Here is a 26,964-nt window from a genome sequence, read left to right as displayed (position 1 = left end):
CGCAATAAATTACACTGCTAATAATATAAAGTTACGCTATATGGCCAGTCCCTTTATTCACATTACCCCACGCTAACGCAATGTTGTGTTTTGCACCGTTATCTAATTGGTCCATAAACCCAGCATCACCAGCTGATGGTTCAAAACCACTCATGGCCTGTACTAAATTATCTACAGCACCATTCGACAACGCAGTATAATCACGTTCCCCTGATTCTTGCTTGGCATCCATGCTGATCACTAATTTAGCTCGGTTATCCGCGAAGTAGTCAGTGAAGGTAACCAAGCCGAGGCTTTCAAATTTAGCCTGTGCCGAAGTATAATCAGCCTTACGGTTTATCTTGATCTGTAAATCCTCACCGCTGCGCTGCAGCCACAAATCACTCCAGTTCACGTTATTAAAGACAATGAAATCATCTGCAGAAATGTCTGTAACCTGATTGTCGATTACATTAACATTGACCATGAAGCTGTCAATTCCGGTGCCACCTTGGAAGTTATTACTATAACCACCAAGAACGAGTAGATCATTACCTTCGCCACCATCGATCTCACTGTATTTCGAGACAGATGCTGCGATTAAGTGATCATCATCAGCTCCCGCGTCGATCACGGCATGGTAACCCATCAATTTGATAACATCGTTGCCAGCTTTACCGTCAATCTTATTATAATTACCGAACACGTTCGAGAAGTCATCACCATTACCTAAGTCGATCTGATTATTATTACCAATCGTGACCACATAGTCTTGACCATCACCAGCCTGTACAGAATTATAATTACCTGATGTTACAACATAATCTTGGCCTGAGCCGGATTCAATTGTGCCACCTTCGCCGAAGACAAAGGCTTGGTCATTACCATCTCCCATAAACACATGATTAATACGGCCAGCAACAACAGCTGTATCATCACCATCACCACCGAACATCATATTTTCACGGCCCATTAGCACGCCCATATCATTACCTTCACCACCAGTGAAAATATTTGACGTACCAGTTGCGTAATAAACATCATCACCGCGACCACCCCAGAAATTATTATTGTCACCGAGATAAGCGCCGAGATCTTTACCGTCGCCACCCCAGTTGAAATTATAATTACCCAGAGATACATTGACATCACCATCACCTTGCAGATGTCCGCTATTACGAAGGAAATCAAACGTTGCTTCCTTCATATTAAGCAGATCTGCAGTCAGGTTACCTTTCAGATTGGTCACCAGAGATTTCATTTCAGACTGTTTATCTGCACTAAAAATAGTGGCAAATAAGTTAGGTAAATTAAGCGTATTGAATCCAAACGGACGCTCTTCTTTCCCTGCAACTTCATCTGTTGTTACAGCTTTAGCCTGAGAATCTGTTTCAGCATTAACACTGACCGTTGCTTTATTTTCCAGTTCTTCCGGTGCTTTGTCTTTTAAACCATGACTTTCAACAAACGAGTTGAGGCCATCCTTACCCATATCTAAGCTTGATTTCAAGCTATCTAACAATGTCGACGGATCAATGAATGATTTCAGTTGTTCGCCACCAAATTCAGCAACCACTTCCACCATTTCAGTCAGTATAGCGACGCCATCTACAGCCTCGCCATTACGTGCAACTATTTGACCATCAGCAGTATAATCAACCGCAAAAATATCAGCCAATGTAGTATCAGCACCGACGCCAGCAAGTTTACCCAACAGCTTATTTTGTAACTGACGAGGTAAGTCTTGAGGGTTATAAGTGAAGGTTGTTCCCGCTTTTCCTGTTGCCGAGAACTGCTGAGTCATCAGGCCGAATAACGAACCGAGGTTAGTATCGAGAATGGACTGAATATTATCACCGAACATAAAGTTCCAGTTACCAGTCGTTACTTGAATATCAGCGCCTCTGCCACCTACAGCTAAGTTAAATGCCAGCTCTTCATTTTTCTGACGGAGCTTATCTGAACGGCTCATCTTACTACTGTCTGAACTCTTATTACCGCCTAACCATTCGTTATACTTCTTGTTCAATGTTGCTTCAGTATCACTTTTCAGACCACGGCTACTACGTTCGTGCTGAGAATCCAGATTAACTAAAGTTGTATAATCAACACTGCTGGTTTGGTCCAGACCTGACATATCTTTAACGTATTTACTCACACCCGCTAATGTCCATTGACTGTCCTGAGCGGCCAACCAATCCTGATCTTTCCCTGATGCAGAAATACTCTGAAGTACACCTGAAATACGCGCTGCACCATCAAAAGGATTAACCAATGGCGGAGTTGGAATTGACTTGTCCATCATCACGATCAAATCATTACTGCGCCCCATATTGAAGCTCACGTTACGGTTACCGATAAACATTTGTGCACCTTCCAGTGCTTGATAGCCACCCATATCAACGCTATGTTTGCTGTCACCGTTACCGATATGCACCATCACATTATTATCACCAAAGGCCAGCGACTTGAAACCACCAGTACCGACTTTAATGCCCACGTTTGATGTGCCCCAGTTGAGCGCTGTAAACTCTCCATCACCGACGTTCACTTGAATATTGCCCGAGTAACTCACTTTGTTATCCGATTTATCCGAACTACTCGTTTCAACTTTATCTTTGCGTTTTTCTGGCGCAGTAAAGACATCATCATTATCGGCAATCGCACCACGAGTCACGCCATCGTTTTCACTTAAACCGATGCGGCTAAGATCAATATCACCTTCAGCAATAGTGTTACGCACAGCTTCTTCGCGAACAGTCACGTCCCCCTGATCATTCCAGCTAAGAACAACTTTGTTGTCGACCAATTTCTTCGTCCACTGCTCATCTGCATCACGGGTATGTTTATGGCCAGTTGCATCAATAGCAACTTCACTACTGCGCGCAGAAACATCAGTACGAATGTCGCTTTCCGCCATCGCAGTAATAAATGTTTTAGCGAAGCCTTTCTGCTTATCAGTACTAATCAACGAACAACCGACAATACTGATATATTCAGGTTTGCTGTTGATATTTTTAGCCTGACTAAAGTCCTCATTAAACTGGACCAGGTTAGCAGCCAGCTCAGTTGCGCTATAACCGCTTAATCGCGTATTATTATTGTCACTCGCGTCTCGGCCATGGCCGACAATTTGCCAGCGTAGTTTGCCCGCTAGTTTTGACGGGTCACCATAAACAACACGATACTTACCGTCAGCATCAAGCTGCACAACAACGCTTGAATCAGGGTGTTTACCTGCTAGGTTAGCTGCCGCTTTTGCAGCTGCCGGATCGTTTTCCGTCTGAATAATAAGTTGACCATCAAAGCGAGTATCACCACCGTCATTCTGTGGTGTTACGGTAACTTTATCCCAACTTTCAACATTATTTTTTTGCACCTTACCATCATCTGAATTCAGACTGTTGGTAAATTCAATTTTAGCTTTATTGAGTACATCACCATAAATAACACGCTGACTTAAATCGTCAGCCTGCGCTTTGAACTGGTTCGTCTCACTGATCTTCAAACCAGGTAAATCAAGACGGTGTGTAATACCAGGAACAAAACCTTCAATACCTTTATGCGATTGCAAATGAGCATTACCGTAGATAGCGACGAATTTCTCACCAGCCGGTAAACCTGAAAGCGTTTCTACAGCAACATTATTAGCCGCACCAGCACGATACATCAAACCATGTTCTGTACCTTGGATAGTCGGACGAGTAGTACTGTTTGCATCAAGTGCAACAATACGCAACCCTTTCGCACGCGCATTTTCAAATAACGAGATATCAAGATGCTTAGTTTTCAGCATTATGCGTAGCTCAGAAGACATATCACCACTTGACAGGTAACTATCAATTAATGGCTGAGCAAGATCCGCACGTAAATGCTCTAGGCCAATAACAGAAACCCCTTGTGCTTTAAGGGCATCCATCTGCTCGTTGACAAAACGTAAACCATTGACGTCGCTACCATGGCTTTCGCCAATCAACAGGCCATTACGTTTTTCCAACAACAGTGCTAGTTGTGCTTCCACACTGGTTGCAGCTCCAAGCTGACTGTTTAACTCATTCAAAGCGGTACCAGAATAACGCTTATCCCAACCTGCAATATCAGTATCATGGCTACTGCGATAAATTGATTCGATTTGATCAATACGCTGACGTTCAAGTTCAGTGATATAATTTTTATCCGCAAACTTATTTAATAAGATCATTTCAGCAGAGTCTGCTGATGTCGGATCGGATTTTTTAGCCGCTTCCTTCAGGAAGTAAGCAGCCATTTGTACCGATTCAGTACCAGTCTGATCTTGCAGTTCTTGATAGGTGTAACCCAAGTGCACCGTCTTTGTGCTCTCATCAATAACAGCTTTAGTGAGTAGACCTTCAACTTGTGCTTTCTCTAGAGTCTGCTTAAAATCAGCATACTGAGAACCAAGTTCAACATGGAATTTTGCTTCAAAGCCAAGATCAGATGGTATATCACCCTGATAGCCATTTTTAGCAGACAAATACGGGTCTTCCTTCGCCCAACGAACCATCAAGTCCGTCAGTCCCAAATTTTTACCGTTTGCTTCTTCTTGAGCAATGATATAGATACGCGCTGCAAGCTCAGGACGAGTCTGAGCGATTTCGCTGATACCCTCTTTAGCCACCTGTATATCACCGTTAAATAACGCATTCGTTATCTGCCCTTTCAGCTGATTAAATGCTTGATTTCGGCCTGATGCCGGATTCGCTTCAACATAAGCGTCAATTTGTTTATTCAGTTCAAAACTAGCCGCAATTTGGTCACGGCCCGTAGTACTATGCACAAGACCAACTTGATCCAGAATTCTCTGGTAAGACACACCGATAGGTTTAGCAAATACCTTGGCATTTTTCTTAAGCTGATCCTTTGTGAATACTTCTGATAAATCAGCAGACTGCTTAGCTTTATTACCTAATGACTCAAGTTCTACTACTGTTTGAGGTTTAGCATCGAACAAACCAGATACAATTTCCTTAGCATACTGACTCATCAAGCGATTACTTGCTTCATGTCCGTAGAAGGTGTTTTCACCTGATATCTGATAACCATCCGCAGCAAGCTTGGCACGTAGTTTTTCACCTTCGTTACCCAAGCCTTCATTATCCGTTAGCAACATGATCGGCGTCTCTTTCGGTAAACCTTTTAGGTTCTTCTCTACCGAAAACTGACCATTAACTATTTTAGACAATGCTCCGACGATACCCGCGGGGTTTACCACCTCATGTGCCGTGATCGCCTTCGTCATGCTTGGCATTGGACGATCTAGTAACAAGCCGGAAACAGCCTGATTATTCTGTGCTGCAAAACGAGCTAAATCAGCCGCAATCGGTCCACCGAGCGAGTAACCATGAATAATGATATTACTGGGATCGATACCTTTGTCATTAACCAGATAGCTGAACATCGTACGAGCGTCTTGGTAAAGGCCTTTTTCATTAGGGCCACCATCACTTGCACCGTAGCCACGCATATTAACAGCCAGAATATCAATGCCTTGCTTCTGATAATGCTGACGGACTGCACTCGCCTGCTCTTCAGCTGAAGAACCCGAACCATGTACAAACAAAACCACCTTCTGAGAAGTATCTTGAGCCTGCACGGTATCTTCAAGCGTGTTGCCATGATGATAATAACCACTCAATCGGCCTGACTCACCTTTCAGCGTCACCTTGTCTGATTTCCCATCAGTTACGGCGTTATCAAGCAAGGTTTGGGTGATGTCGCCAATTTTTTGGCGAGCATCTTTACTTCCGTACAATTCATTATTTAAGAAACGAGTCAGCGGACTAAGTGATGCTTTCTCGCGTGGTGGTTTCCCATCATTTTCCATGACGACGGATTCCAGCACCTTATCTTTACCGGACAACGTGTCAACATCATCAATAGAGTGACGACTTTGCTTCTTCGTTGCGATTTCCAGTTGAGCTTCCTGCAGCGCCTGACCGTAATTAAACAGCGCTGTTGGCGTCCAGACACCAACATTCGGCGTCCAAGTATGACCAATCAACTTATCCGCGCCACCGGCTTTCAGCACTTTTGCAACAGTAGTTGAACAGTTCTTGGTCAGCAGTTGATAGCGGGTATCTGGGTCATTGCTGATCGTATTCCATTCAGCCTGCATTGCCGCAACGTCCAAACCCTCTAAATTAATTCGGAATACGCGTCCCAAATCAGCTTCTTGAGTTTTAAAGTTATTAATATCTTCTAGTGCACGATCAGCAAACTGGCGGACCACATTGCCAATACGTTTTTCCATTAATACCGTATCACTGCTTGCTTGAGCTTGTTTTTGCAGTTCCTCAGCAAAACGTTTAGCTACGTCCATCATGTCATAACTAGTATCATTCCACTCATCGACAAACCGTCGAGAAACATGCTCTGGAATACCAGATGTCTCCAACATATCAGGGTTCATCAAGGCAACCATCGTAAATGCTTCAGAGATATCCTTAAACTGGGCATCAATGCCTTTAGCAATATTCAGTTTTTCTATAAAACGTTCGAGTTTGCGATCTCCATCTTCCATACCGAAGTTATCATTTTCTTCAGACACCATGTCATGCTCAAGAGTGTCGTTTTGGTGTGCTGGTTGACTAAAATCACTCTTACGAATTTTCAGGTCTGGGTGTTCAGATGTGGCTATATTGAAAATATCGCTAATCTTCGAAGACTTGCTGCCCAGCGGCCACCAGCTCACATAGTTTTTCTGATTAAAATCAGGAGCATCTTGCGCATCTACTTGAACCCGGCCTTGTCCGATCTGCATTGCTGCATGACCAAGAGAACTGTGATCACTCGGCTTCCAGATAAATAGAGTTGCGCTAACTGGAGATATTTGTTGTTCAATAGCACGGTGAATTTTTTTCAGTCCTGCGACATCAACACCCTTACTATCTTTAGCAAGATCATTTTTGTGCAAATCATTGAAGACAGCATCAGCAACAGCCTGACCATATTCCTTAGCAACCGTAACTTTAAGCTTATCTGCCGCTAATTTACCACTTGCAAGCTTTTCAGCATCAGTAATGTTTTCTTTACCCTTGGTAACAAAGCCACCATTAACATCTATATACAGGTGTTTGCTATCGTTAACATTGGCATTATCAAGTTGAGCATAGACCTTGCTGAATGCATCCTGATAGACAGTGTTATCATCCACTTCAATGTTTTGACTCACCTGAGATAACAGCACGTTAAGAGCTGGCACTCGTCCTGAATCAGGATGCCCTAGCAAATAGCCTTCAACTTGTTGACGCAGATTAACCATCGCATCCAGTTCAGAATCGACGTTTTCGCCTGAATCCGCATGGTAATGAGCAAGTGCATCAATCACTTTTTGGTAACTCTCACCTCGGATTTTGCCCTTGACGTAAGCCGCCTCAAGCAGATCCGCTACAGACATCAGCTCTGTTTTAGGTTTATCTTGCGACACGCTTTCAGTATCGAGTGTAACCTCTTTATTACCTCCTGAACCCAGAGATTCCAATTCTTCTGTGGGCATAGTCGTTGTACCCAGAGGCACGCCCGCTTTCGAATGAGCGTCATCACTGACATGTTGTGTTGTTATGATTGTCCACTGTTCCGGAACTTGTGACCTTACCCACTCAGCCTTGTGATTAGCTGAAGCACTACGCTGAGGATTCTTCACTGGTGGTAGACCTTCACTCTCACGATAGGCTTGATACCAGATATCGAAGTCGTCATTGCCGTTAACCAATTCGTTGACCTTTGCAATAATGGCTCTTCGGTTGATCGAATCAAACTGATCAAGCACTTTCACGTCAAGTTTTGCCGTTGATTGAGTCTTTGGAACATAGTCACTTAACTCATTTGGTACGGCACGAAATTCAAATAAGATCGCTGGTTCTGGAGATTGAGCGCTGCCGGTTGTGGCATTATTAATAGCGTGTCCTGCAACCTCACCACCATACTGAAAGTACTCAAAAACATTCTTTGCAAGGGTGTCAGAATGAGTCGACTTTAACTTTGCTGAAATCTGCTGTCTAACATACATTGAATCTTGCTTACTAAGAAGATCCAACATTTTCGCAGGTCTGGTTCTAGGCAGTATTTCCCATGCATTTTTAACTTTAGGATCCGTCAGTCCCTGTGCATTAGGCGTAAATCCTTCCGCTACTGGGTCCCAATCGTTAATATAAAGTCCATACTCTTTTGCTAAATCAGCGGTCTTTGAATAGATTGAGGTTAGATAAGCAAACACATTTTTTGCTGTCATCGGGTCATCTAGGGTCACATTATTAGCAATCTCAGAGAACTCATCTTGTAAGCGCGACTGATACCAACTAGCTGATTCCAGAAGCTTCAATTCAGGTGATGAACTCATACCAAACGCTTTAGCATTCACTGCCATTGTCGCTTGCTGCCCGCTAGGAGTCATACCAATAGTTTGGCCATGAGCTTCCAAAGCAGTACCATTACCAGCAGCAACCAAATGATTAGAGTTCGAAATAACCAATGTAAAACGGTTATCTTGACTGACAATGTTAGACAAGCTCTTGTGGTTTGAATCGTTAATATGGCTAGTAAATTCTTTCGCTAACCAAAGCATTGCCTCTTTACGACTTTCAACCGCTTTTTTATCACTCGTTTCGCTTGGGTAAGTCACTAACTCAATGGTATGAGTCTGCCAATTGCTGACATCTTTAATATCTGAGATGCCCGCCGGATTACTATAACCGCCCTGATTCATGTCTTTAGTTAACATAAATAGAGGGTTACCTTCAGCGTCATGTACGTAGCCGAATTTCTGTGTTGAATTTTTCGGTAAAACAACAACTAAGCCGGACAACTCATTTTCAATACCGATTGAAGTTGTATCAAAATGGCTATTAAACTCAGGCACAGCCTTAGATCTTGATTGCTGTAAACGCTGGCGATCTTGTTCACCGCTAAGACCATCGAGATTAACTTTTGCGTAATCAATTGTCTCGCGTGTTATGTGGCCTCTATCACCCACTACGGTTTCCGCCGTAACATCACGACTACCAGTATGAGTAAACATCTCCGTCACTGCGGAACCGGTATTATTCGGGCGAATACCAGTATTAATTTGTAGGCGGTTAACAGCTTCCTTAGCACCCTCCAACGCTTCTAACTCTTGCTCCGTCAAGCCTTCACTATATCGCCCATCAGCAGCAACTTCAGAATGCGCGTCAACATGACTTGTATTTTCAGCCGCAGCTTGCGCTTCATATGCTTTACCAGAAAGACCGCTTCCTGAAGCGCCATTACGATCCGGTTTGTCATCTTCATCTTGCTTTGTACCTTTCGCATCAGCTTGGGCTTGCGAAGATTTATTTTGCGCGGCTGAACTATCTTGTTCTCCGCGTTGCTGCGCTTGATTACTGTCAGCATTGGCGTTCGTTTTAGCCTGCAGCGCGTCTTGCTGGTTAACTAAAGCTTCATTTTGTCGTGAATTGGCATTGGCTTTAGCATCATTAATGTCATGCTTTGCATTAGCTTGGTTTTCTTCACCTTTAGCGACACCCGATTCAGACTTAGCTACAGCAGCTTGTGTATCTTGCTGATTTTGTATATTTTGCTGAGCCGCTTTATCAAGCTGCTCATTTGAATTCGACTTGGCATCATCAAGTTTGCTTTGGACGTTATCTAAAATTCCACCAGCAAAGTTATCTCTCCAACTATCACCGGATTCACCTTGGTAATTATCTTGACCATCAAGCGCATCAAGCCCTTGGGTCAGATCTGTCAGTTCTTTGGTTATGTCTCGTTGTTCTACGGCAAGCGCTTCACGTTCTGTTTGACCATTGGTTTTCAATGCGTTTTGATCGGTCGCTTCGAGCTGCTTTTGAGAACCGGATACAGCCGCTAATTGTTGATCTTTTTCTTGCTGTAAACGTTGCGCATTGGCTTCCGCTTTTTCTTTGTCATTCTGGGCATTCGCTGCGGCTTTATTTTGCTGTGCGTTGTCACTGACTGCACTCGTTGCCGCTATCTTCTCTGATTTCGCAACCACGTTATCCAAAATATAGCCAAGGCCATTACTTTCGCCTGTGCCTTTAAATTCGATTCTGTTATTACCGATCTGAGCCGTCAGTTGCAATGTTTGCTGCTGCCAGGTACTTTCATCACCAGAGGCTGAGAATACTATGCTGCCATTCCATAGTACCTGCATACCATGTCCAGCAGAAAGGCCTGCGCGTTGAACGAAATCAAAACTCAGTGAAAGTACTTCGCCACTTTCCAAACTTTGAATGTCTTGATAAATAGTGGTATTAACGTTGGTGGCAAGTTCATTAACAATTGCACCGTGGCCTGCATTATCGACACCGTAAACACTGCCTGAATACGACGCTTCAATACCATTGGTCGACAGCCAACCTTGAGCACCTTGTTCAAAGTCTCCGTTAGCGATCAAGTTTGGATTTTCTGTTGATTGCGCATCTTCGTCGACATTTAATTCGCTTTTCATCGCCGCAACATCTGGCGTTTCGACATCTGTAACACCGCCTGACATGCTATCACCAAGTTCACTGCCAACCTCTGCAATTTCTTCCATTTGGAAGCCATTGAGTTTAGTTATCTCCGGAGTAGCAATTGCTCCGCGGCCTTTACGGGAAGCCGATGTCGAAGCATCATCACCCTGCACCAAGAAATTGATGCCCTGGCTGCCAGCCATGCCTAATACCGTCTGTTTGATATTATCGAATAGCGAAGACAGTTTATTACTCTTAGTATTACTTGATGCTACAGACAAGCTATAGAAATCGCCGTTACCAATTTTAATGGCAACATTATTTTGGGCATAAGAGGCATTAATACCTAAACCGTCACCGACTTGAATATTCGCATTAGCTTTACCTTTCATCACCGCAACATTGAGGCCATCACCCACTTTAGTGTTGATGTTGTATTTACCCCAAGCAACATTGACAGAAATACCATCACCGACTTTGGTATTGATATTCAAATCACCATAGGTTGCCGTTACGCTTAAGCCATTACCAATAGTCGTAACGATATTCGCCTTGCCTTTCGCCGCTGTGACTTGCATACCGTCACCCACTTTGGTAACAATATTACCTTTACTCCATAAGGCATTGAAGCTGTCACCATCACCAATTTGCGTAACAATATTAGCTTTACCTTTAGCTAAGACAACATTACGCCCGTCACCGATTTTGGTGATAATATTCGCTTCGCCCCAAGCACCAGTGTAATCATCACCATTACCGACATGAGTAATAATATTGGCTTTACCATGAACAACAGAAACCTCTTGTCCGTTACCCACTTTGGTAATGATATTGGCTTTACCTTTGGCAAAGTTATAGCGATCGCCATCACCAACATGCGTCAGTATATTTGCCTCGCCCCAGGCTACATTAACGCCAAGTCCATCACCGACTTTAGTAATGATGTTGGCCTTGCCTTTCGCAACGCCAATGGTCATACCATCACCAACGTGGGTCATGATGTTACCGATCTTAGAAATCAGTAGACCAACTGTCGTACCATCACCGACTTTGGTTAAGATATTCCCTTCACCAAGCATTAGAGCAGCTGTAGTACCATCGCCGACATGCGTTACCACATTCGCCTTAGCAGCAGCAACTACCCCCATAAAGCCGTCACCCACTTTAGTAACGATATTTGCTTGACCAAGTGCAAGAACGCCGCTCAGACCATCACCTACATGAGTCATGATATTGGCTTTACCAAACATCGCAGCAAGCGTCGTACCATCACCCACTTTGGTCATAATATTCGCTTCACCAGCTAAAATGCCGATACTCGTGCCATCGCCGACATGGGTGTAAATATTAGCCTGACCTACCATCAACGCTGCGGTTAAGTCATTACCCACCTTGGTCAAAATATTGGCCTGGCCAATCATAGCTGCAAATGTATCACCGTCACCAACATGAGTGAAAATGTTGGCATTGCCCACCATCGCTGCCATGGTCATACCATTACCAACTTTAGTCGCAATATTGCCTTTAGCTAACATCAGCGCAACGGTAGTGCCGTTACCAATGTGAGTAAACACATTCACTTCTGCGATCATCAGCGCTAGTGCATTACCATCGCCTATTTTGGTAAATACATTACCCAAACCACCCATCAGTGCCCAAGAATCACCTTCACCGACATGCGTAAAGATATTGGCAGCACCGACCATAGCGGCAATGGCGGTTCCATCACCCACTTTAGTAAATACATTACCAACTGCGCCCATCACGCCAAGAGTCTGACCATTACCGATATGGGTTAATACGTTACCCAGACCAAGCATGATCCCGGTAGTATTACCGTCACCAACTTTAGTCAAAACGTTAGCGCCACCAATCATTACACCAGTAGTGCTGCCATCACCGATATGGGTCAGAACATTACCTCCTCCAGCCATAACCGCAAGTGCATTACCCTTACCTTTTTTGGTCAACACATTTAAGCCGCCAAGCGCAACTGAAGTTGTATCAGAGGATTGCTCATCGCCACTAATGTGAGTAATGATGTTAGCGCCACCGATCATACCGGAAGTCAAATCACCATCCCCAATTTTAGTAAGTACATTAGCACCACCAACTAAAACAGAGGTAATATCACCATCGCCTACTTGGGTCATCACATTAAAACCACCAGCTGCAACCCATGTTCCGCTGCCATTACCGATTTGCGTATGCGTATTATAACCACCGAACATAACGACTCGGCTATCGCCATTGCCTTGCTGTACAGAAATATTACCGTAAGCAAGTAAATGAACTAGATATTCACCATCGCCAACACGAACCAGCACATTGACTAAACCGCCAGCCCAAACATCCATCTTACCTTGTTTACTTTGATGGACGAGTACATTACCTAGACCTGCACCATGAAACGTTAGATCGCCTTGTTGGCCGCTCTTAACAATCACATTTGCCGCACCGACACCATTAAATTCGGTATTACCGAAGTCAGAGCTGTGGGTTATCACATTGGCAATACCTGCACCGTCAAAATACACGTTGCCACGCGTCACATTAGACTTGATGACATTACCGCCACCTGCGCCAATAAAGCGTACATCTCCAGAACTCTCACCACTGTCTGTCGAAGCTTCAATCAATGGTTTTTCACTATACTCCTCCATATCAGCGATTTGATCGGAAGTAACCCTCATAGAATCAACACGGTACTGCAGATCGCTGAGCGAATATCCAGCATGTCTATAGCCATTACCCGCAGAGATATCTTCGTTCGCAAGGTTCGCCGTATAGTCGCCGGATTTATACCAAGGTATTGCTCGGTATTTTAGTTCTCCGCTCTTTGGATCATTAGCCAGCTCTACTACCACTATTTTGGTGTATGGACCCTGTAATGAAGCATAAATATAAGTATTTGCTTTACTGTTGGACTTAACGGCCTGTACATCAATCTTCGTACCAACAGTAGAAATAGAGGGGCCACCCATTTTACTATCAGACAAGGTAACATCAGCTGCATCAATCGAAGTACCACCTCCGTAAGTGATCCATTCGTATTCCGTCAGATTTTTTTCTATCGCGTGAACGGTTACCGATTGCTGATGTTCAACTTTCAGCTTAGAAAGCGTATAAGCACCGTTAATATTAAGGTTCACAAAACCGTTCGCAGATGAAATTTGTTGATCTGCTAAATTTGTTAAGTGATTGCCCCCTTTATACCAAGACGTTGCGTAGTAGCCGAGCTTTCCGGTAATCGGGTCATTATGCAATCTAACTTTACTAATTTTGGTATACGTCGAATCTGCAAAAGCAAACAGATAGGTGTTAGCCTCTGTCGTTGATTTAACACCGCTTACGGCTTGGCTTTGTTGGATCCAGCTACCCCCTAAATCTGCACTCGTTAGTACAATTTCATCGGCGTTAGCATTTTCTAAGCCTTCACCTGCGAAATCATTTTTAACGCCTTTACGGGTAATCTCATTATATGCACCAGCACCTGAGAAATTGATATTACCGTGAGCGACATCTGAATAAATACTGTTGTAACCACCGACCCCTTCAAAGCGAATGTCACCTCGGGTTTCACTGTAGACATCATCAGCTTGACGAGTACGCTCAATACGGTTCGATGCACCAGCACCTTGTAAAGTAATATCCCCCACCTTGCCTTTACGAACTAGATGGTTATCGGCACCTGCACCTTTAAAAGAAATATTACCGGTTTCTACTCGCGAGCTGATACTATTTGCAGCACCAACCCCATTAAAACTAACATCACCGCGAGAGCCTTGATAACGATTGAACCAGGTACGGTCCAGCTTATTACCGGCACCAGCGCCCGCGAAATACAGATTACCTTGATTAGTTTCATGCCAAAGACTGTTATAACCACCAGCCCCCTCAAATGTGACATTACCGCTCAAGCCCTTACGAGTCAGACCATTATAAGCGGCAATACCACCATACTTAACATCGCCATGATTACCGGTATGGTCAATAGATACCCCACCAGCGGCTCCCGCAAAAGAAACGTTACCATCGCCATTTTTATTTATGTCTGCATAGCCTGCTGCACCATAAACACCTAGATTACCTGTACTGTCTTCAACTTTTAGGTAAGCAGCGCCCGCATATACGTTATCATTGCCGCTACCCGTATACACTGTGGCTCCGATAGAACCAACAGTGATAGTATCATCGCCCCCATAAGCCTTTATTTCTCCGCCAAATCCAATCGCAACAATGTTATTGTTACCATCATCAGCAGAATAATTTCCCGTAAAGAAGTACTCAACACTTCTCCAAAATGGTTTACCCATAGCAAATCTCTTTAATGTTTATTTAAATAGAAAACCACTGCACACTTCGAGTGCAGAGATTGGTTTGTGTATCTAACTTACCGCGGACAGTACACACTTTTTGTCCTTTCCACGGCAAGAACACACGACGACGAAGATCGTTTATAATCTTGCGTCCATGACCGAATGGCGCAATCATTTCTGGGATATAGATATGCTCGCCAGAATTCCAATCCGAAGGCAAAAGCTCTCTTGAACCAGAAAGTAGCTCATCTCTATTTTTCTCAGATAAAAACGCCCAATTACAAAAAGCAATTGGGCAGCCTTGGTCATCTTCGTAATAGCAAAATTGATTCAATTCAAAAGCCGGCATAATACGTTGTTGCCATTCAGCTACAACGTAAAAGCGGTGCAAAGGAGAGTGCTGGCTAAGTACCATCACCCCACCAATCATTGACTGTATTTTTGAATAATCAAGCTTTGCTGGTTGATAGTTAATCTTCATATATCAACCCCTTAATGTTATTTTTTGCTGCGCGCAGTTGGCTTTTTTGGTGCTGCTGACACGGTTACAGGTTTAGAAGCAGGTTGTTCTTGCGTCGGCTCTGAGGGTAAAAAACCAGCCGCAACTAGCTTGTCAAATTCAGCTGCCATACGCGGATCCTCAAGCATGTTTTTAACCATAGAAACCATATACATAAAGCCAGAAGCTGGCATATGTACCACTTGTTTCAATTCCAGATCAGTATCATTCTCAGCCATCACACCATTGGACATATTTTGTTGATTCTGTCCAACGAAATACAATGAAAAAATACCTTTATTGTAATTAACACTTGATACTGTTTGTACGAAGTTCTCAGTCATAAATTTACTCTCTTTTTAAAATTAAAAATTACCGCCGACTACTTTTCGAAGTAAGTCGTTGGCATACTTACAGCCTATAAAAGGCTACGATGCTACTTGCAGATTCCACAGGTTGGCGTAGGTGCCATCTAGGTCAAGTAGCTGTTGGTGCGTTCCTTGCTCCACTATCTCTCCTTTATCTATTACCAGTATTCGATCCGCATAGCGCAGTGTATTCAGACGGTGAGCAATACTGATCACGGTACGCCCTTGGGAAATAGCGTCCATATTTGCCATCACCGCAGCTTCAGACTCGTAATCTAAAGCGCTAGTTGCTTCATCAAGCAGTAAAATACCAGGATTTGTAAGTAGCGCTCGAGCCAGTGCAACCCGTTGACGTTGGCCTCCAGATAAACGACCGCCTTTTTCCCCTACTTGTGCGTCAAAGCCTTCTGGCTGTTCGCGAATAAACTCATCGGCGCCAGCCAGTGTGGCAGCCTGCAGAACTTGTGCATCGCTGGCTAAGGGACAGCAAAGGCGGATGTTTTCAGCAATAGTGCCGGAAAAAAGCAGGCTCTCTTGTAACACCACGCTCATATTACGGCGCAGTGCCACGGGATCGGCAATCGCTAAATCGATACCATCAACCAGCACCTGTCCGTGCTGAGGAATATAGAGACGTTGCAACAATCGGGTCAGCGTTGACTTACCAGAACCCGAGGGTCCGGTAATGCCGATAAACTCACCGGGTTTAATATCAAGATTAAGGTTGCGTAACACTTCCTGACCGTCAGCATGATAACGAAATCGCACGCCACTGAAGCTCACACCACCAGCCAGCTTAGGTACAGATGCTAGACCGCCACTGCCTTGCTCCGTATCTTCATCAAGAATGTCACCAATACGGCGCAGTGAAATCAAAGTATGTTGAAAGTCCTGCCAGATCTGGGCAAGGCGTAGGATCGGCTGTGTCACATTGCCTGCCAACATATTGAATGCAACAAGTTCTCCAGGCGTTAACAAGCCTTGCATCACTAGCGTAACGCCCCACCACAACACTAATGCCGAGGTCAATTTTTGAATCAAGCCAATTCCTTGCCCCGCCAATATTCCGATCACTTTGGCGCGAAAAGAAGCGCGTACGAAACTGGCTAATTGACGCTCCCATTGGCGTGAAAAAGTCGATTCGGTAGCCGTCGTTTTGATGGTTTCAATACCGGTAACCGATTCAATCAAAAAGGCGGTATTATCTGCACTTAATTCATATTCTCTTGTCACCCTAGCGCGAAGTGCCGGCCCGACAAGCAGCCAAAAAATAAAATACAGCACCAAAGAGCCGATAACGAGCCAAGTTAGCTTAGCGGCATAGGTAAACATGACAGCTAAAAACAGTCCAACAAAGGCTAAATCCAATACCATGCTCAATGCGGAACCCGTTAAAAACTGACGGATTTGACTCATTTCCCGAACTCGTGCAATAATTTCACCTGTCTGACGTTGCTGAAAATAATTAAGCGGTAAAGTAATCAGATGCTGGTAAAGGCGACTGGATAATTCAGAATTAGTCTTACTGGCTAGATTGGCAAACAGCCAAGCACGAAGAAAACCGTAAACAGGTTCAAACACTGCCAGTACCAGCATCGCAATTCCGAGCACCTGTAAACTGGATAGGCTACGGCTGACCAGCACTTTATCGATAACATTTTGAAACAATAACGGCGTCACCAAGGCTATCAACTGCAGCATCAAAGACACCAACAGCACATAGCGGAACTGCGAGGCATGCTTACGAATAGATGGCACAAACCAAGCAAAACCAAATTTTGTTTTTTTAGGAATATCCAACGCTTCCGCCAGCAGTATTAACTCTCCCCGCCAGAACTCGTTGAACTCCTGCCGTGAATATTCACAACGATCAGCTTGGCCCGGTATAAATACCGTAAGCGTGTCCCCCTCAACCCGTTCCAATACCATCCAACCTTGCGTTGTCAGCATTAATGCTGGCAAAGGTAATGCAGATAGTCGGTCTATAGTAGAGTCAGTTTGACGAGCGCGTAATCCCAGCCAAAGTGCACAACGACATAAATCGATACTGTCGGCGACCCCTTCCCTACGTCCCAGTTGATGCGTCAATTGCCCAACATCCACAGATAATTTAAAGTGACCAGCAGCTCTGCTTAGCGCAACCAGACCGGGATCTTCGACAGCATCGTTAGCAGGCATATTTTTCGCAGATGTATTTTGTGAAGATGTATCTTCTACAGGTGTATCTTGTACAGGTGCCAATGTTTCGATAGCAGCCATTATCGTTCCTTCATCGCTTCAGACTGATACTGCTGCAAAGGACTAAGCAGGTAGTCAATCACTCGTCTATCACCAGTACGGATCTCGGCATTAACACTCATTCCTGCCTGCAGCGGCACCTCTTTATCTTCAACTAGCATAGTGCGCTGTGCGATCCTTACGCGTGCTGGAAAAACTAAACCAAGTTTCTCATCCTTCACGGAATCTCTAGACACATACGCCACCTTGCCAGCGATGGTCCCGTACCGTGTATAAGGGAAAGAGTCGACCTTAATTTCAACATTTTGTCCGCTATGCACAAACCCGACATCCTTGTTGAGGATCTTCACTTCAATTTCTAATACTGCATCATCAGGCACGATAATCATCAACGGCTTAGCAGCCTCTACAACACCACCGAGAGTGTGCACAGCCAACTGCTGTATAACACCGCTAACCGGGGCGAGCAGACTTTGCAGGCGGAATTTTTCCTGTAATTTAATCAATTGTTGTCTCATTACCGCAATTGAAGCTTGCACCTGATTAAGCTTGTCATAATACTCACGACGGACTTTCGCCAAATAACCGTTACGCTGTTCCTGTTTGCTGCTATATTCAGCTTGAAGAACATCAATCCCGGTGTATTGCTGCGATAGCGAGCGATCTATTTCTAACTTTTCTTTTTCTTGTTCCAGCAATACCACCCGTGGGATCAAATTGTTTTTTGCTAAGGTACGCTGAGCATCTAAACGGTTGTCAATATTTTCAGCCAATTCACCCAAGCCTATGATGTCTTTTTTACGCGCATGTTGATTGGCTAAATTAACCTTCATCTCACCGTTGATACTCTCTACATTGGCTTCGATTTCTGCCCATTCACTGCGTAAATGCGCACGCGCAACACTTACTTGTAGTGGGCTAATGCCTGTTGGCACAACAAAGCTATTTAACGGATCGTCACTCAACAACGCCTGCAAACGGGCTTGCTCTAGTTTTTTAAAATTTAACTGTTCTTGGATCTCCTGGATCCCCGCTTGAATACCAATAGGATTCAGTTCAATCAACACATCGCCTTTTTTGACCTGCTGACCATCACGGACATTAATAGCAACAACCTCTCCCGGTTCAATTGACTGGATCACTTTAGAATGGCTGGACACCAATAAACGACCAGCAGCACTAGCATGGATATCTAACCTACCGATCACCGACCAAAACAGAGTCAACAGCAGAAGCAAGGTCAATAATAACGCCGTACGTCGTGTCCAAGGTGCTGGCGGACGTTCTACAATTTCTAAATAGCCAGGTTGAAACTCATATTCATCACGAGAGCGCTTAATATCTGCGGCCTCATTACGCTGTGCTTTCAACGCTTGACGAATTGTTCTTAAGTGTTTGATAAACATCAGTCTGTTTCCTTACGTAATTCTTGCTGTAAGCGCCATAAACGGGCATAACATCCCTGCAGCGCTAATAACTGTTGATGACTACCAGATTCAGTAATATGACCTTTTTCTAGGGTTATGATGCGGTCGCAATGGCGTACTGTTGATAACCGATGAGCGACAATAATAACGGTTCGACTGCGGGATATTGCTTGCATATTCTCCTGAATGATCGCCTGCGACTGATCGTCAAGCGCACTCGTTGCTTCATCAAAAATTAGAATTTTAGGATTGGCCATTAACGCGCGAGCAATGGCGACTCGCTGTCGCTGTCCACCTGATAATGAACTTCCGGCTTCCGCTAAAATAGTGTCGTAACCAAGTGGAAGTTGTAAAATGAAGTCATGCGCGCCAGCTAACTTCGCAGCAGCGACTACGTCTTCTAAACAAGCACTGGGATCTTTTATCGCGATGTTGTTACGCACGCTACGGTTGAACAAGTAATTGTCCTGTAACACAACACCTATTTGGCTGCGCAGGTAATCTGGCGCTAGACTGTGCAGCGGTATACCATCGATGAGAATACTGCCGCTTTGTGGGGTATAAAGCTTCTGCAACAGACGTGTTAACGTCGACTTCCCAGAGCCCGAGGGACCAACAATACCTAAGCTTTCACCCGCTTGGATATGGAGATTGATATCACACAGTACAGGGTCAAGATTAGGTTGATATTTAAATGAAATATTCTGCATCTGTAAGTCACCACAAAGTACAGCAGTCGGGACTTCAGTGCCCTGGTCCTGCTCTACAGGCAGGTTCAGCATGTCCCCCAACTTGTCGACAGCAACGCGGGTCTGTATAAATTGTTGCCAAAGTTCAACCAGCTTGGCGATCGGTTGGCTAACATGCGAGGTCATCATATTAAATGCAATCAACTGACCAATAGTCAGCTCTAATGACATCACTTCATTTGCCCCAACCCAGATAACTGCCACCCCCGTGACTTTCTGCAACAAGGTGACAATATGGCTGATCACCCCGTTTAATGTCTGCGTCTGAAAGCCAGCGTCGACCATTTCTTGTGTTTGCGATTCCCAACGTCGCTGCATACTCGGCTCTACCGCTAAGCTTTTGATCGTCTCAACACCGCTGACCGACTCATTTAAGAATGAAGTATTCATCGCCGAAGTCTGAAACTGGCGTTCAATACGTTCTTGCAAAGGGCGGGTACTTAGCCAGGCCAGTACAAAATAAAAAGGCAGACTTGCTAGCACAATGCAGGTCAATAGCGGCGATAACCAAGCCATGACACCGAAGAACACAAAGGTAAACATAACATCGACGCAAAGGGTAAGCATCGAACCAGTCAAAAAGTCACGAATACTGTCAAGTTCCTGCACTCGGGTAATAATCGCGCCGACTTGGCGATGTTTGAAATAAAGGAGCGGTAGGCCAAGCAGATGACGAAACAACTTAATGCCCAGCTCGATATCAATACGGTTAGAGGTATGCGCAAACAAGTATTCTCGCATCCCCTTCAACACAACTTCAAAAATACCAACAATAACCAGCACCACCACCAGCACGTCAAGAGTAGATAAAGCGTTATGGACGAGCACCTTATCCATAACGACTTGAAAAAATAGCGGCGTTGCTAAAGCGAGTAACTGTAACATCAATGAAAATAGCAGGACTTCGGCAAGTAACTTACGGTGGCGGACAAACTCAGGAATGAACCAAGATATATCGAAACGCAGAGCTTCTCCTTGTAACGTGATCACCACACCTCCCCACTGAGCCTGTAATTCATCGATACTTAACAATGTCGGGCCAGAAGCTTCTGGAGACTGAATTAAAGCCTGGTCAGCAGATATTTTCGCCAGCACCACATATAAACCATCACGATTCTTAAAAGCCAAAGGCAACATTTTTGCTGATATTTTGGCTAGCTTTAATTTGGAAACGCCTAAATTAACATCGTTGGTTTTAGCAAACTGCTTAATGATTTTTTTAAGAGATAAGCGATCATCAAATTTTTCACAGGGCTTTGCCTTCGCTCCCGACAACTGCAACAACAATGCTGAGCATGCTAGTGCCGAAGCTGTCGTTGTATATTTCACAGATGAATTAAGGTCGCTACAGGTAAGATTTTGCATAAAATTAATATTCGCCCACTGAATGTCTATAAACCATTACAAAACTAAAAATAATTACAATTAAACGTAAATACCGATAAACATTAATAAAAAACAATAAAGTTTAATAAAATACTGCAAGGGCGCGTAAAGTATCGTAAAGATCTCTTTTCAGCTACATATCCCATTGATAAGTATGACACCCAGTCACGTAAGTGTGATTTAAATCACACTTCGTAGATGTGCCGCCCAAGTAACGCTCAATATTTGAACTATATGTTTTTATTAGGTTTTAATTTTAAAATTTATCGTCACTTATTTATGGGTAGTGCGGAAGGTAGCGACTCAAATTATGCACTGCAAGTGTTGAAGAACTGGCGTGTATCATTAATGGAGAAGTTATTGTTGCCATCTAATTGACCACAACTCTGAATCCCAGATTCGGTTTGCGTTAGTTAAAACATGTATTTAGACGCTGCGATATTGATACCATAATCTTTTCGTTTAGTTTCAATATTGATGTTATCAACAGACATTGATTTTCCATCTGTTCTTATGGTTAGTTTTACATTGTCGCTTAATGTCAGTAGATACTTTGTAACATGCTCTTCTAAGGTTCCATTGCATTCAAAAAGTTCTGTTATGGATTCAAAGTTAGTCACTTTTCTTAGTGTTTTACTGTCATCAAAAAAGATCTCTGCATTTTCGAAATCGTTTGTTTGTTTTAGAATATTAAAAATTAAATCAGTTGATTCAGTAGTAAAGATTATCATTGTTTCTTCCTTTTATTTTTTGACAACCTACCACGGAGTATTGTTGAGCTAATATTCTATAAAATACTTAGTGGTGACAACCCGTCCGCTAATCGATCGATTTGCACACTACAATTATAGAAATCAGGTGTTTGTATCACGGTTTATTGAGGTGGGAGCGCTTATACAGAAGCTAACTGACATGAACGAGATAATAATTACTGACTTTTTGTATCGCTTTGTAACGTTTTGTAACGCCGAAGGCAAATTCGATTAAATGATAACTTTCAACGTTTTATAAATACCCGATATAAGTCGCTATGGGGAAGATACATCTGCTTAAATCTGAAAACTAAAAGACCTCAGTGTTGAGGTCTTTTTTTAGAAGTGTTCTAGCTTACATCGACATATTTATAGGATGCTACTGATTTATCTACAGAATAGACTGTAACAATTAATGTCTTATTTTTTAGCTAGGTTTACGCGCCAACATGGTCGCAAACTGCAATTTAGCGCCATTGTGCATAGTACCAACATCTTCATTGTACTTAATCAGCTTCCACCCTGCATAAGCTTCACGTAACTGTTCCGTTTGTAGGGTAAAAGGAAACGGCACTGGGCATGGATTTTGTTCCGTGCTCATGGCGCAAACAATCAGGTTATAACCGCCGGGCAGAGTACGCTTATGCATATCAGCAATGATAGCGTCAACATTGGCAGGGTTAATAAACATGAGGGTTACGGTACATGAGATAAAACCATAGTGGTTAACATTGCCTGCACCAAGGTTGGCACTGTTAATGTCGAGCACCTGAGTCTTAATGTTAGTGATCTTTTCTTGATCAATAATGCTTTGCAGCGTATCAATAGCACCAGCATTTATATCGATGGCATTGACGTTAAATCCAAGTTGGCCGAGATACAAGGCATTACGCCCATTTGAACAGCCCATATCTAATGTATCGCACGGCTCAATAACTTTACACGCTTCTACTACTTCACTATGTGCAGGATTTAAGCCGTAACGACTATTTAGATCGATTGTCATGGTAACCACTTTAATTTGTTTAATGAGGGTTATTATCTTACTACTGATATTGGTGAATGAAATTGAGAAAAGTCATTTCCATCGTTATTTCTGACTCATTATTCTGCTAGAAAGCAATGTCATTCTGATTGAACTTATTTGTTATGTGTTAGTGAGAATAAATACATAATTTTCATGCAACTCACCGCCCAGTTCAAAATTGATCGCTATGTTGTCTGCACGTGCCCTAGTGAAGATGCCTTCAGATGTGAAAAAACCGCTATAACAACAACGGTTTGATTTTATATCTAGTCGATAAATTGCACCTTGGTCCCTATTTCGCACTTTCCCCTAGGATGTATTTTGCAATCGCTTCTGATTCATGGCGATTGATAGGTGGTTTAGGCATACCAAGACCACCTGACTTAATAGCAACTCCCAATCTATCAACCGCATTATCCGTTCCCTCATATTTAGCTCGTATGTGTTTAATAGAGGAAACGCCCGCATCTTTATGACACGTTAAACAATCATTATCAGATAATAATGATTTCACATCTAAGTTATCAGGCTGATAGATTTTTTTGGTACTAGCGAGTTTAGTTAAGGCAATTATTTCTGCATCCGTTTCTTTTGCAGAGCCATAAGCAACTGACAAATAAGCGGCAATAACCTTAGCCTCCCCCATACTAATAGGTGCACCGTAAGCGTTACGCATTTTATACATCTCACCAGTCCACTCTTTTAAATCCATCTCTGGTGGTTGATACATAACGTAATCGACTGAATGACAAAGGTGACATTTAGATTGCGCAAGACCATATCCAGGTAATGTCGACGGCTTAAGCTTGGTATTATCCATAGGTAAGGTTATTGATACGATCTCAGCTTTAACAGTCAATGAACATAGCGCTAATATAATAAGTAAAAACCGCATTTAAACCACCTTAATACTTGTTCGTTCAATCGCGTTTCGGTTATAACCGCCATGATTCCAAGATGCATTAACAGGTTGTGTCTCACCACTCTTACCTGTTGCTCTTACCATCACAAGCGTTCTGCCTTTTTCATTAAAATTATGGCTTAACTTCCAACCTCGAAAGGAAAAGCGACCAAGATTTTCACCAAGCGCTGCTTGTATCCACTTATTCCCACCATCGACTGAAACTTCAACTTTTTTGATACCACTGCCACTATCAAAAGCTATCCCTTTAATTTCAATACTGGTTGCAGCGTTAACTTCATCACCATTTTCTAAGCTAGTAACAAAACTTCTTATTGGGAAACGATTTACAGGTAACGTCGTTTTCGCCCTGGCAGTTGGTAATTCACTCTTAGAATCGTTATCAGGTAGACGGTATGCAGTTGTCATAAAGAACGCATCAAAGTTATCAAACTTATCCTCTATAACTTTAAGGTGCGATACATGTTTAACCCAATATGTTGCATACCAACCCGGAACGATTAATTTCACTGGAAAGCCATTTAAAAACGGTAAAGGTTCACCATTCATTTCCCAAACAAGCATAGGTTCGCCCGTCATAATATGGTCAATAGGTAATGATTTTTGAAAATCTGGAGTCGTATCTCGTACCGGCTTATCTAAACCATCAATGATGACACTTGTCGCAGCACTAGAAATACCCGCTTTCGCTAACACGTTTTTAAGTGGCACGCCTTTGAACTTCGCATTACCCATAGCGCCATTACTTAATTGCGCACCATAAACACGTGGTGATGAATAGCCTCGGCTATTACCAGTACACTGTTGTACAGCTACAATTTCTTGTTGGCCTTCAATCGACTTTAATTCAGCCAAGCTTAATGTAACTTCCTTATCAACAGCCCCTGAAATAGTAATAGTGTACTTATCAGTGTCTATGGCTACAGGGACGTCTGCTAAATGATAACGAACAAAGAAACGGTTATTTGGTGTTATTAGTCCTTCATTGAATACATTAAAAGGCGTTTCAAGATGAGGTGGTCGAGTATGTACGATCACAACATTATCTTTTTGCGGAAAATTGCTTAATACAGGCTTAGGGCCATCGGCATAGCTCACCCCTTCACCATCCGAATACATTTGCCCGTCTTTCATAAACTCTTTAGAGAAAGCCGTTAATGGTGCAGCAGCTAAAGCGACATAGCCACCAGCTTTAATGATTTCCCTTCTTAACTTATTCATTTTCATAATTACGGTATCCTATTAATCTTTCAATCTATTAACCTATTAACCTATTAACCTATTAATCTATTAATCTATTAATCTATTAATCTATTAATCTTTGAGCTGTTAACCTTCGATCTATTGGCCTTTCATTTGCTCACAGGTTATTTCATTTTTGATAAATATTTCGACAGGGATTTAATTTCATCATCTGTTAGCTTGTTAACGACGTTTTGCATCATATGACCTTGATCACCGGTTCTATCGCCCGTTCTCCAGTCAAATAATTGTTTCTCTAAATAGTCAGATGATTGACCTGCCAATCTTGGAAATGATGGACTACCTTCAGTTTCTTGACCGTGACAAGTAGAACAAGCAGGAATAGCGCGTTGCCAATCACCTTGGAATATCAGGCGCTCAGTAGGATCATTAATGAGACCGTCTGCTGATTTCTCTGGAGTGATTTTACTTATCGCAGGTGAATCGAGAGAGCTGAAATAGCTAGCAGCAAGTAACTTATCTTTCACATCTAAGCCGGCAACTATATTTTGCATCGTTGCATTTTTTCTTAAACCAGATACAAACAAGTTCAATTGGTTATAGATATACGCTTGCTTTAATCCTGCTAACTTAGGCGCTCCAGGTAAAGCACCAAGACCATCAGCGCCATGACAGGCCACACAAGCCGTTAACACTGCTGGCAATTGCTGTTCATTTCGAGAGAAGATATAAGTGTTCGCTTGCATAAAATCGATATTGTCTTGTGGTTCACTCTGTAGGGATACAATATAAGAGGTTAAAGACAATATTTGATTTCTGCTAAGTCGCTCACCAAAATCAGGCATTTCATTACTCATGCCATTCTCAATATTACGTTTGATATCAGCTTTAGCTGAACCATGAAGCCAGATATCATCCGTTAAGTTAGGCGCCCCTACGCCATGTGTACCTTGGGCATCTTTGCCGTGACATGATGAACAATTAGCATCGAAAAGCGCATTGCTTTTAAATGGTCCTTTATTTAGATCAGACACATACTGCGTAAGCTCATCTATGTCTTTACCGCTCAGTACACCTTTCCAAGCTGGCATTTTACCCTTGCGCCCATTATGTATTGTCGTATAGACATCTTGAGGTGAGCCACCGTATAACCAGTCTTTATCAACTAAACTCGGGTAGTTATATTGCCCCTTAGCATCTTGACCATGACAAGCAGAACAATTATCACCAAATAGCGATTTACCACTCTGTAAAACAAGCGGATCTTTTTGTAACAGAGTAAAGACTTGTTCATCGGTATTCGCATTGATTATTGCGTTAATGTTATTGTTTATATCAATTGATTTAGCCACATACGCGTCATCATTCTCGGTCCAACCGATAAACCCTTTCCAAGAAGCTAAACTTGGATATAGAAGGACATAAACAATTGCCCCTATAAATGCAATAAGATACGCAACAAAGAAAACCTTAGGAATTGGTGCATCTTTTTCATCAATCCCATCAAATTGCTCTATTGTTTTATTACTGTCTGCAGTTTTGTTCTTTCGGAACTGTGAATAAATAACTGCAACCATGATAAAAAAGAAGATAATCGATAGTACGCTTGATAATATGTTCATG

11 protein-coding genes are annotated in these 26,964 nt (G+C 43.0%); all 11 read right to left on the bottom strand.

The window, feature by feature from the left end; all coding sequences use genetic code 11:
• Positions 1-31 precede the first annotated feature (31 nt).
• Positions 32-14,767, bottom strand: a complete 14,736-nt coding sequence (gene rtxA / locus A923_RS0118735; protein ID WP_017223230.1) for an MARTX multifunctional-autoprocessing repeats-in-toxin holotoxin RtxA — start codon at positions 14,765-14,767, stop codon at positions 32-34.
• A 22-nt stretch (positions 14,768-14,789) separates the two neighbouring features.
• A complete protein-coding gene (gene rtxC / locus A923_RS0118730; RefSeq protein ID WP_017223229.1) occupies positions 14,790-15,251 on the bottom strand; it encodes an RTX toxin-activating lysine-acyltransferase RtxC in 462 nt (153 codons plus the stop codon).
• A 17-nt stretch (positions 15,252-15,268) separates the two neighbouring features.
• On the bottom strand, positions 15,269-15,613 hold the full coding sequence (gene rtxH / locus A923_RS0118725) for a protein RtxH (protein WP_017223228.1): 345 nt from the start codon (positions 15,611-15,613) through the stop codon (positions 15,269-15,271).
• A gap of 84 nt (positions 15,614-15,697) precedes the next feature.
• The gene (locus A923_RS0118720) at positions 15,698-17,896 is read right to left on the bottom strand and encodes a type I secretion system permease/ATPase (protein WP_017223227.1); all 2,199 of its coding nucleotides are present in this window, start codon (positions 17,894-17,896) and stop codon (positions 15,698-15,700) included.
• On the bottom strand, positions 17,896-19,281 hold the full coding sequence (locus A923_RS0118715; RefSeq protein ID WP_017223226.1) for an HlyD family type I secretion periplasmic adaptor subunit: 1,386 nt from the start codon (positions 19,279-19,281) through the stop codon (positions 17,896-17,898). The genes A923_RS0118720 and A923_RS0118715 overlap by 1 nt, the downstream gene beginning before the upstream one ends.
• A complete protein-coding gene (locus tag A923_RS0118710; RefSeq protein WP_017223225.1) occupies positions 19,281-21,416 on the bottom strand; it encodes a peptidase domain-containing ABC transporter in 2,136 nt (711 codons plus the stop codon). Before A923_RS0118710 ends, A923_RS0118715 begins: the two co-directional genes overlap by 1 nt.
• Before the next feature lie 434 nt (positions 21,417-21,850).
• Positions 21,851-22,168, bottom strand: a complete 318-nt coding sequence (locus tag A923_RS0118700) for a hypothetical protein (protein WP_017223223.1) — start codon at positions 22,166-22,168, stop codon at positions 21,851-21,853.
• Between the two features lie 448 nt (positions 22,169-22,616).
• Positions 22,617-23,195, bottom strand: a complete 579-nt coding sequence (gene tehB / locus A923_RS0118695) for a tellurite resistance methyltransferase TehB (protein WP_017223222.1) — start codon at positions 23,193-23,195, stop codon at positions 22,617-22,619.
• 313 nt (positions 23,196-23,508) lie between these two features.
• Positions 23,509-24,111: a c-type cytochrome gene (locus tag A923_RS0118690; protein ID WP_017223221.1), complete on the bottom strand. Its 603-nt coding sequence runs from the start codon at positions 24,109-24,111 to the stop codon at positions 23,509-23,511.
• A complete protein-coding gene (locus tag A923_RS0118685; protein ID WP_017223220.1) occupies positions 24,112-25,365 on the bottom strand; it encodes a molybdopterin-dependent oxidoreductase in 1,254 nt (417 codons plus the stop codon). It lies immediately after the preceding gene.
• Between the two features lie 140 nt (positions 25,366-25,505).
• Positions 25,506-26,963: a cytochrome-c oxidase, cbb3-type subunit III gene (gene ccoP / locus A923_RS0118680; RefSeq protein ID WP_026006349.1), complete on the bottom strand. Its 1,458-nt coding sequence runs from the start codon at positions 26,961-26,963 to the stop codon at positions 25,506-25,508.
• Between the last annotated feature and the right edge of the window lies 1 nt (position 26,964).

Source organism: Moritella dasanensis ArB 0140 (genome assembly GCF_000276805.1).
In the GTDB taxonomy this organism is placed as follows: domain Bacteria; phylum Pseudomonadota; class Gammaproteobacteria; order Enterobacterales; family Moritellaceae; genus Moritella; species Moritella dasanensis.
The sequence above is the reverse complement of the archived record's forward strand: the minus strand, read 5'-3'. Positions and strand labels throughout refer to the sequence as shown.

Bases quoted from the DNA above. Each gene is read 5' to 3' on its own strand.
- rtxA (WP_017223230.1), bottom strand. From the start codon at position 14,767: ATGGGTAAACCATTTTGGAGAAGTGTTGAGTACTTCTTTACGGGAAAT.
- rtxC (WP_017223229.1), bottom strand. From the start codon at position 15,251: ATGAAGATTAACTATCAACCAGCAAAGCTTGATTATTCAAAAATACAG.
- rtxH (WP_017223228.1), bottom strand. From the start codon at position 15,613: ATGACTGAGAACTTCGTACAAACAGTATCAAGTGTTAATTACAATAAA.
- A923_RS0118720 (WP_017223227.1), bottom strand. From the start codon at position 17,896: ATGGCTGCTATCGAAACATTGGCACCTGTACAAGATACACCTGTAGAA.
- A923_RS0118715 (WP_017223226.1), bottom strand. From the start codon at position 19,281: ATGTTTATCAAACACTTAAGAACAATTCGTCAAGCGTTGAAAGCACAG.
- A923_RS0118710 (WP_017223225.1), bottom strand. From the start codon at position 21,416: ATGCAAAATCTTACCTGTAGCGACCTTAATTCATCTGTGAAATATACA.
- A923_RS0118700 (WP_017223223.1), bottom strand. From the start codon at position 22,168: ATGATAATCTTTACTACTGAATCAACTGATTTAATTTTTAATATTCTA.
- tehB (WP_017223222.1), bottom strand. From the start codon at position 23,195: ATGACAATCGATCTAAATAGTCGTTACGGCTTAAATCCTGCACATAGT.
- A923_RS0118690 (WP_017223221.1), bottom strand. From the start codon at position 24,111: ATGCGGTTTTTACTTATTATATTAGCGCTATGTTCATTGACTGTTAAA.
- A923_RS0118685 (WP_017223220.1), bottom strand. From the start codon at position 25,365: ATGAAAATGAATAAGTTAAGAAGGGAAATCATTAAAGCTGGTGGCTAT.
- ccoP (WP_026006349.1), bottom strand. From the start codon at position 26,963: ATGAACATATTATCAAGCGTACTATCGATTATCTTCTTTTTTATCATG.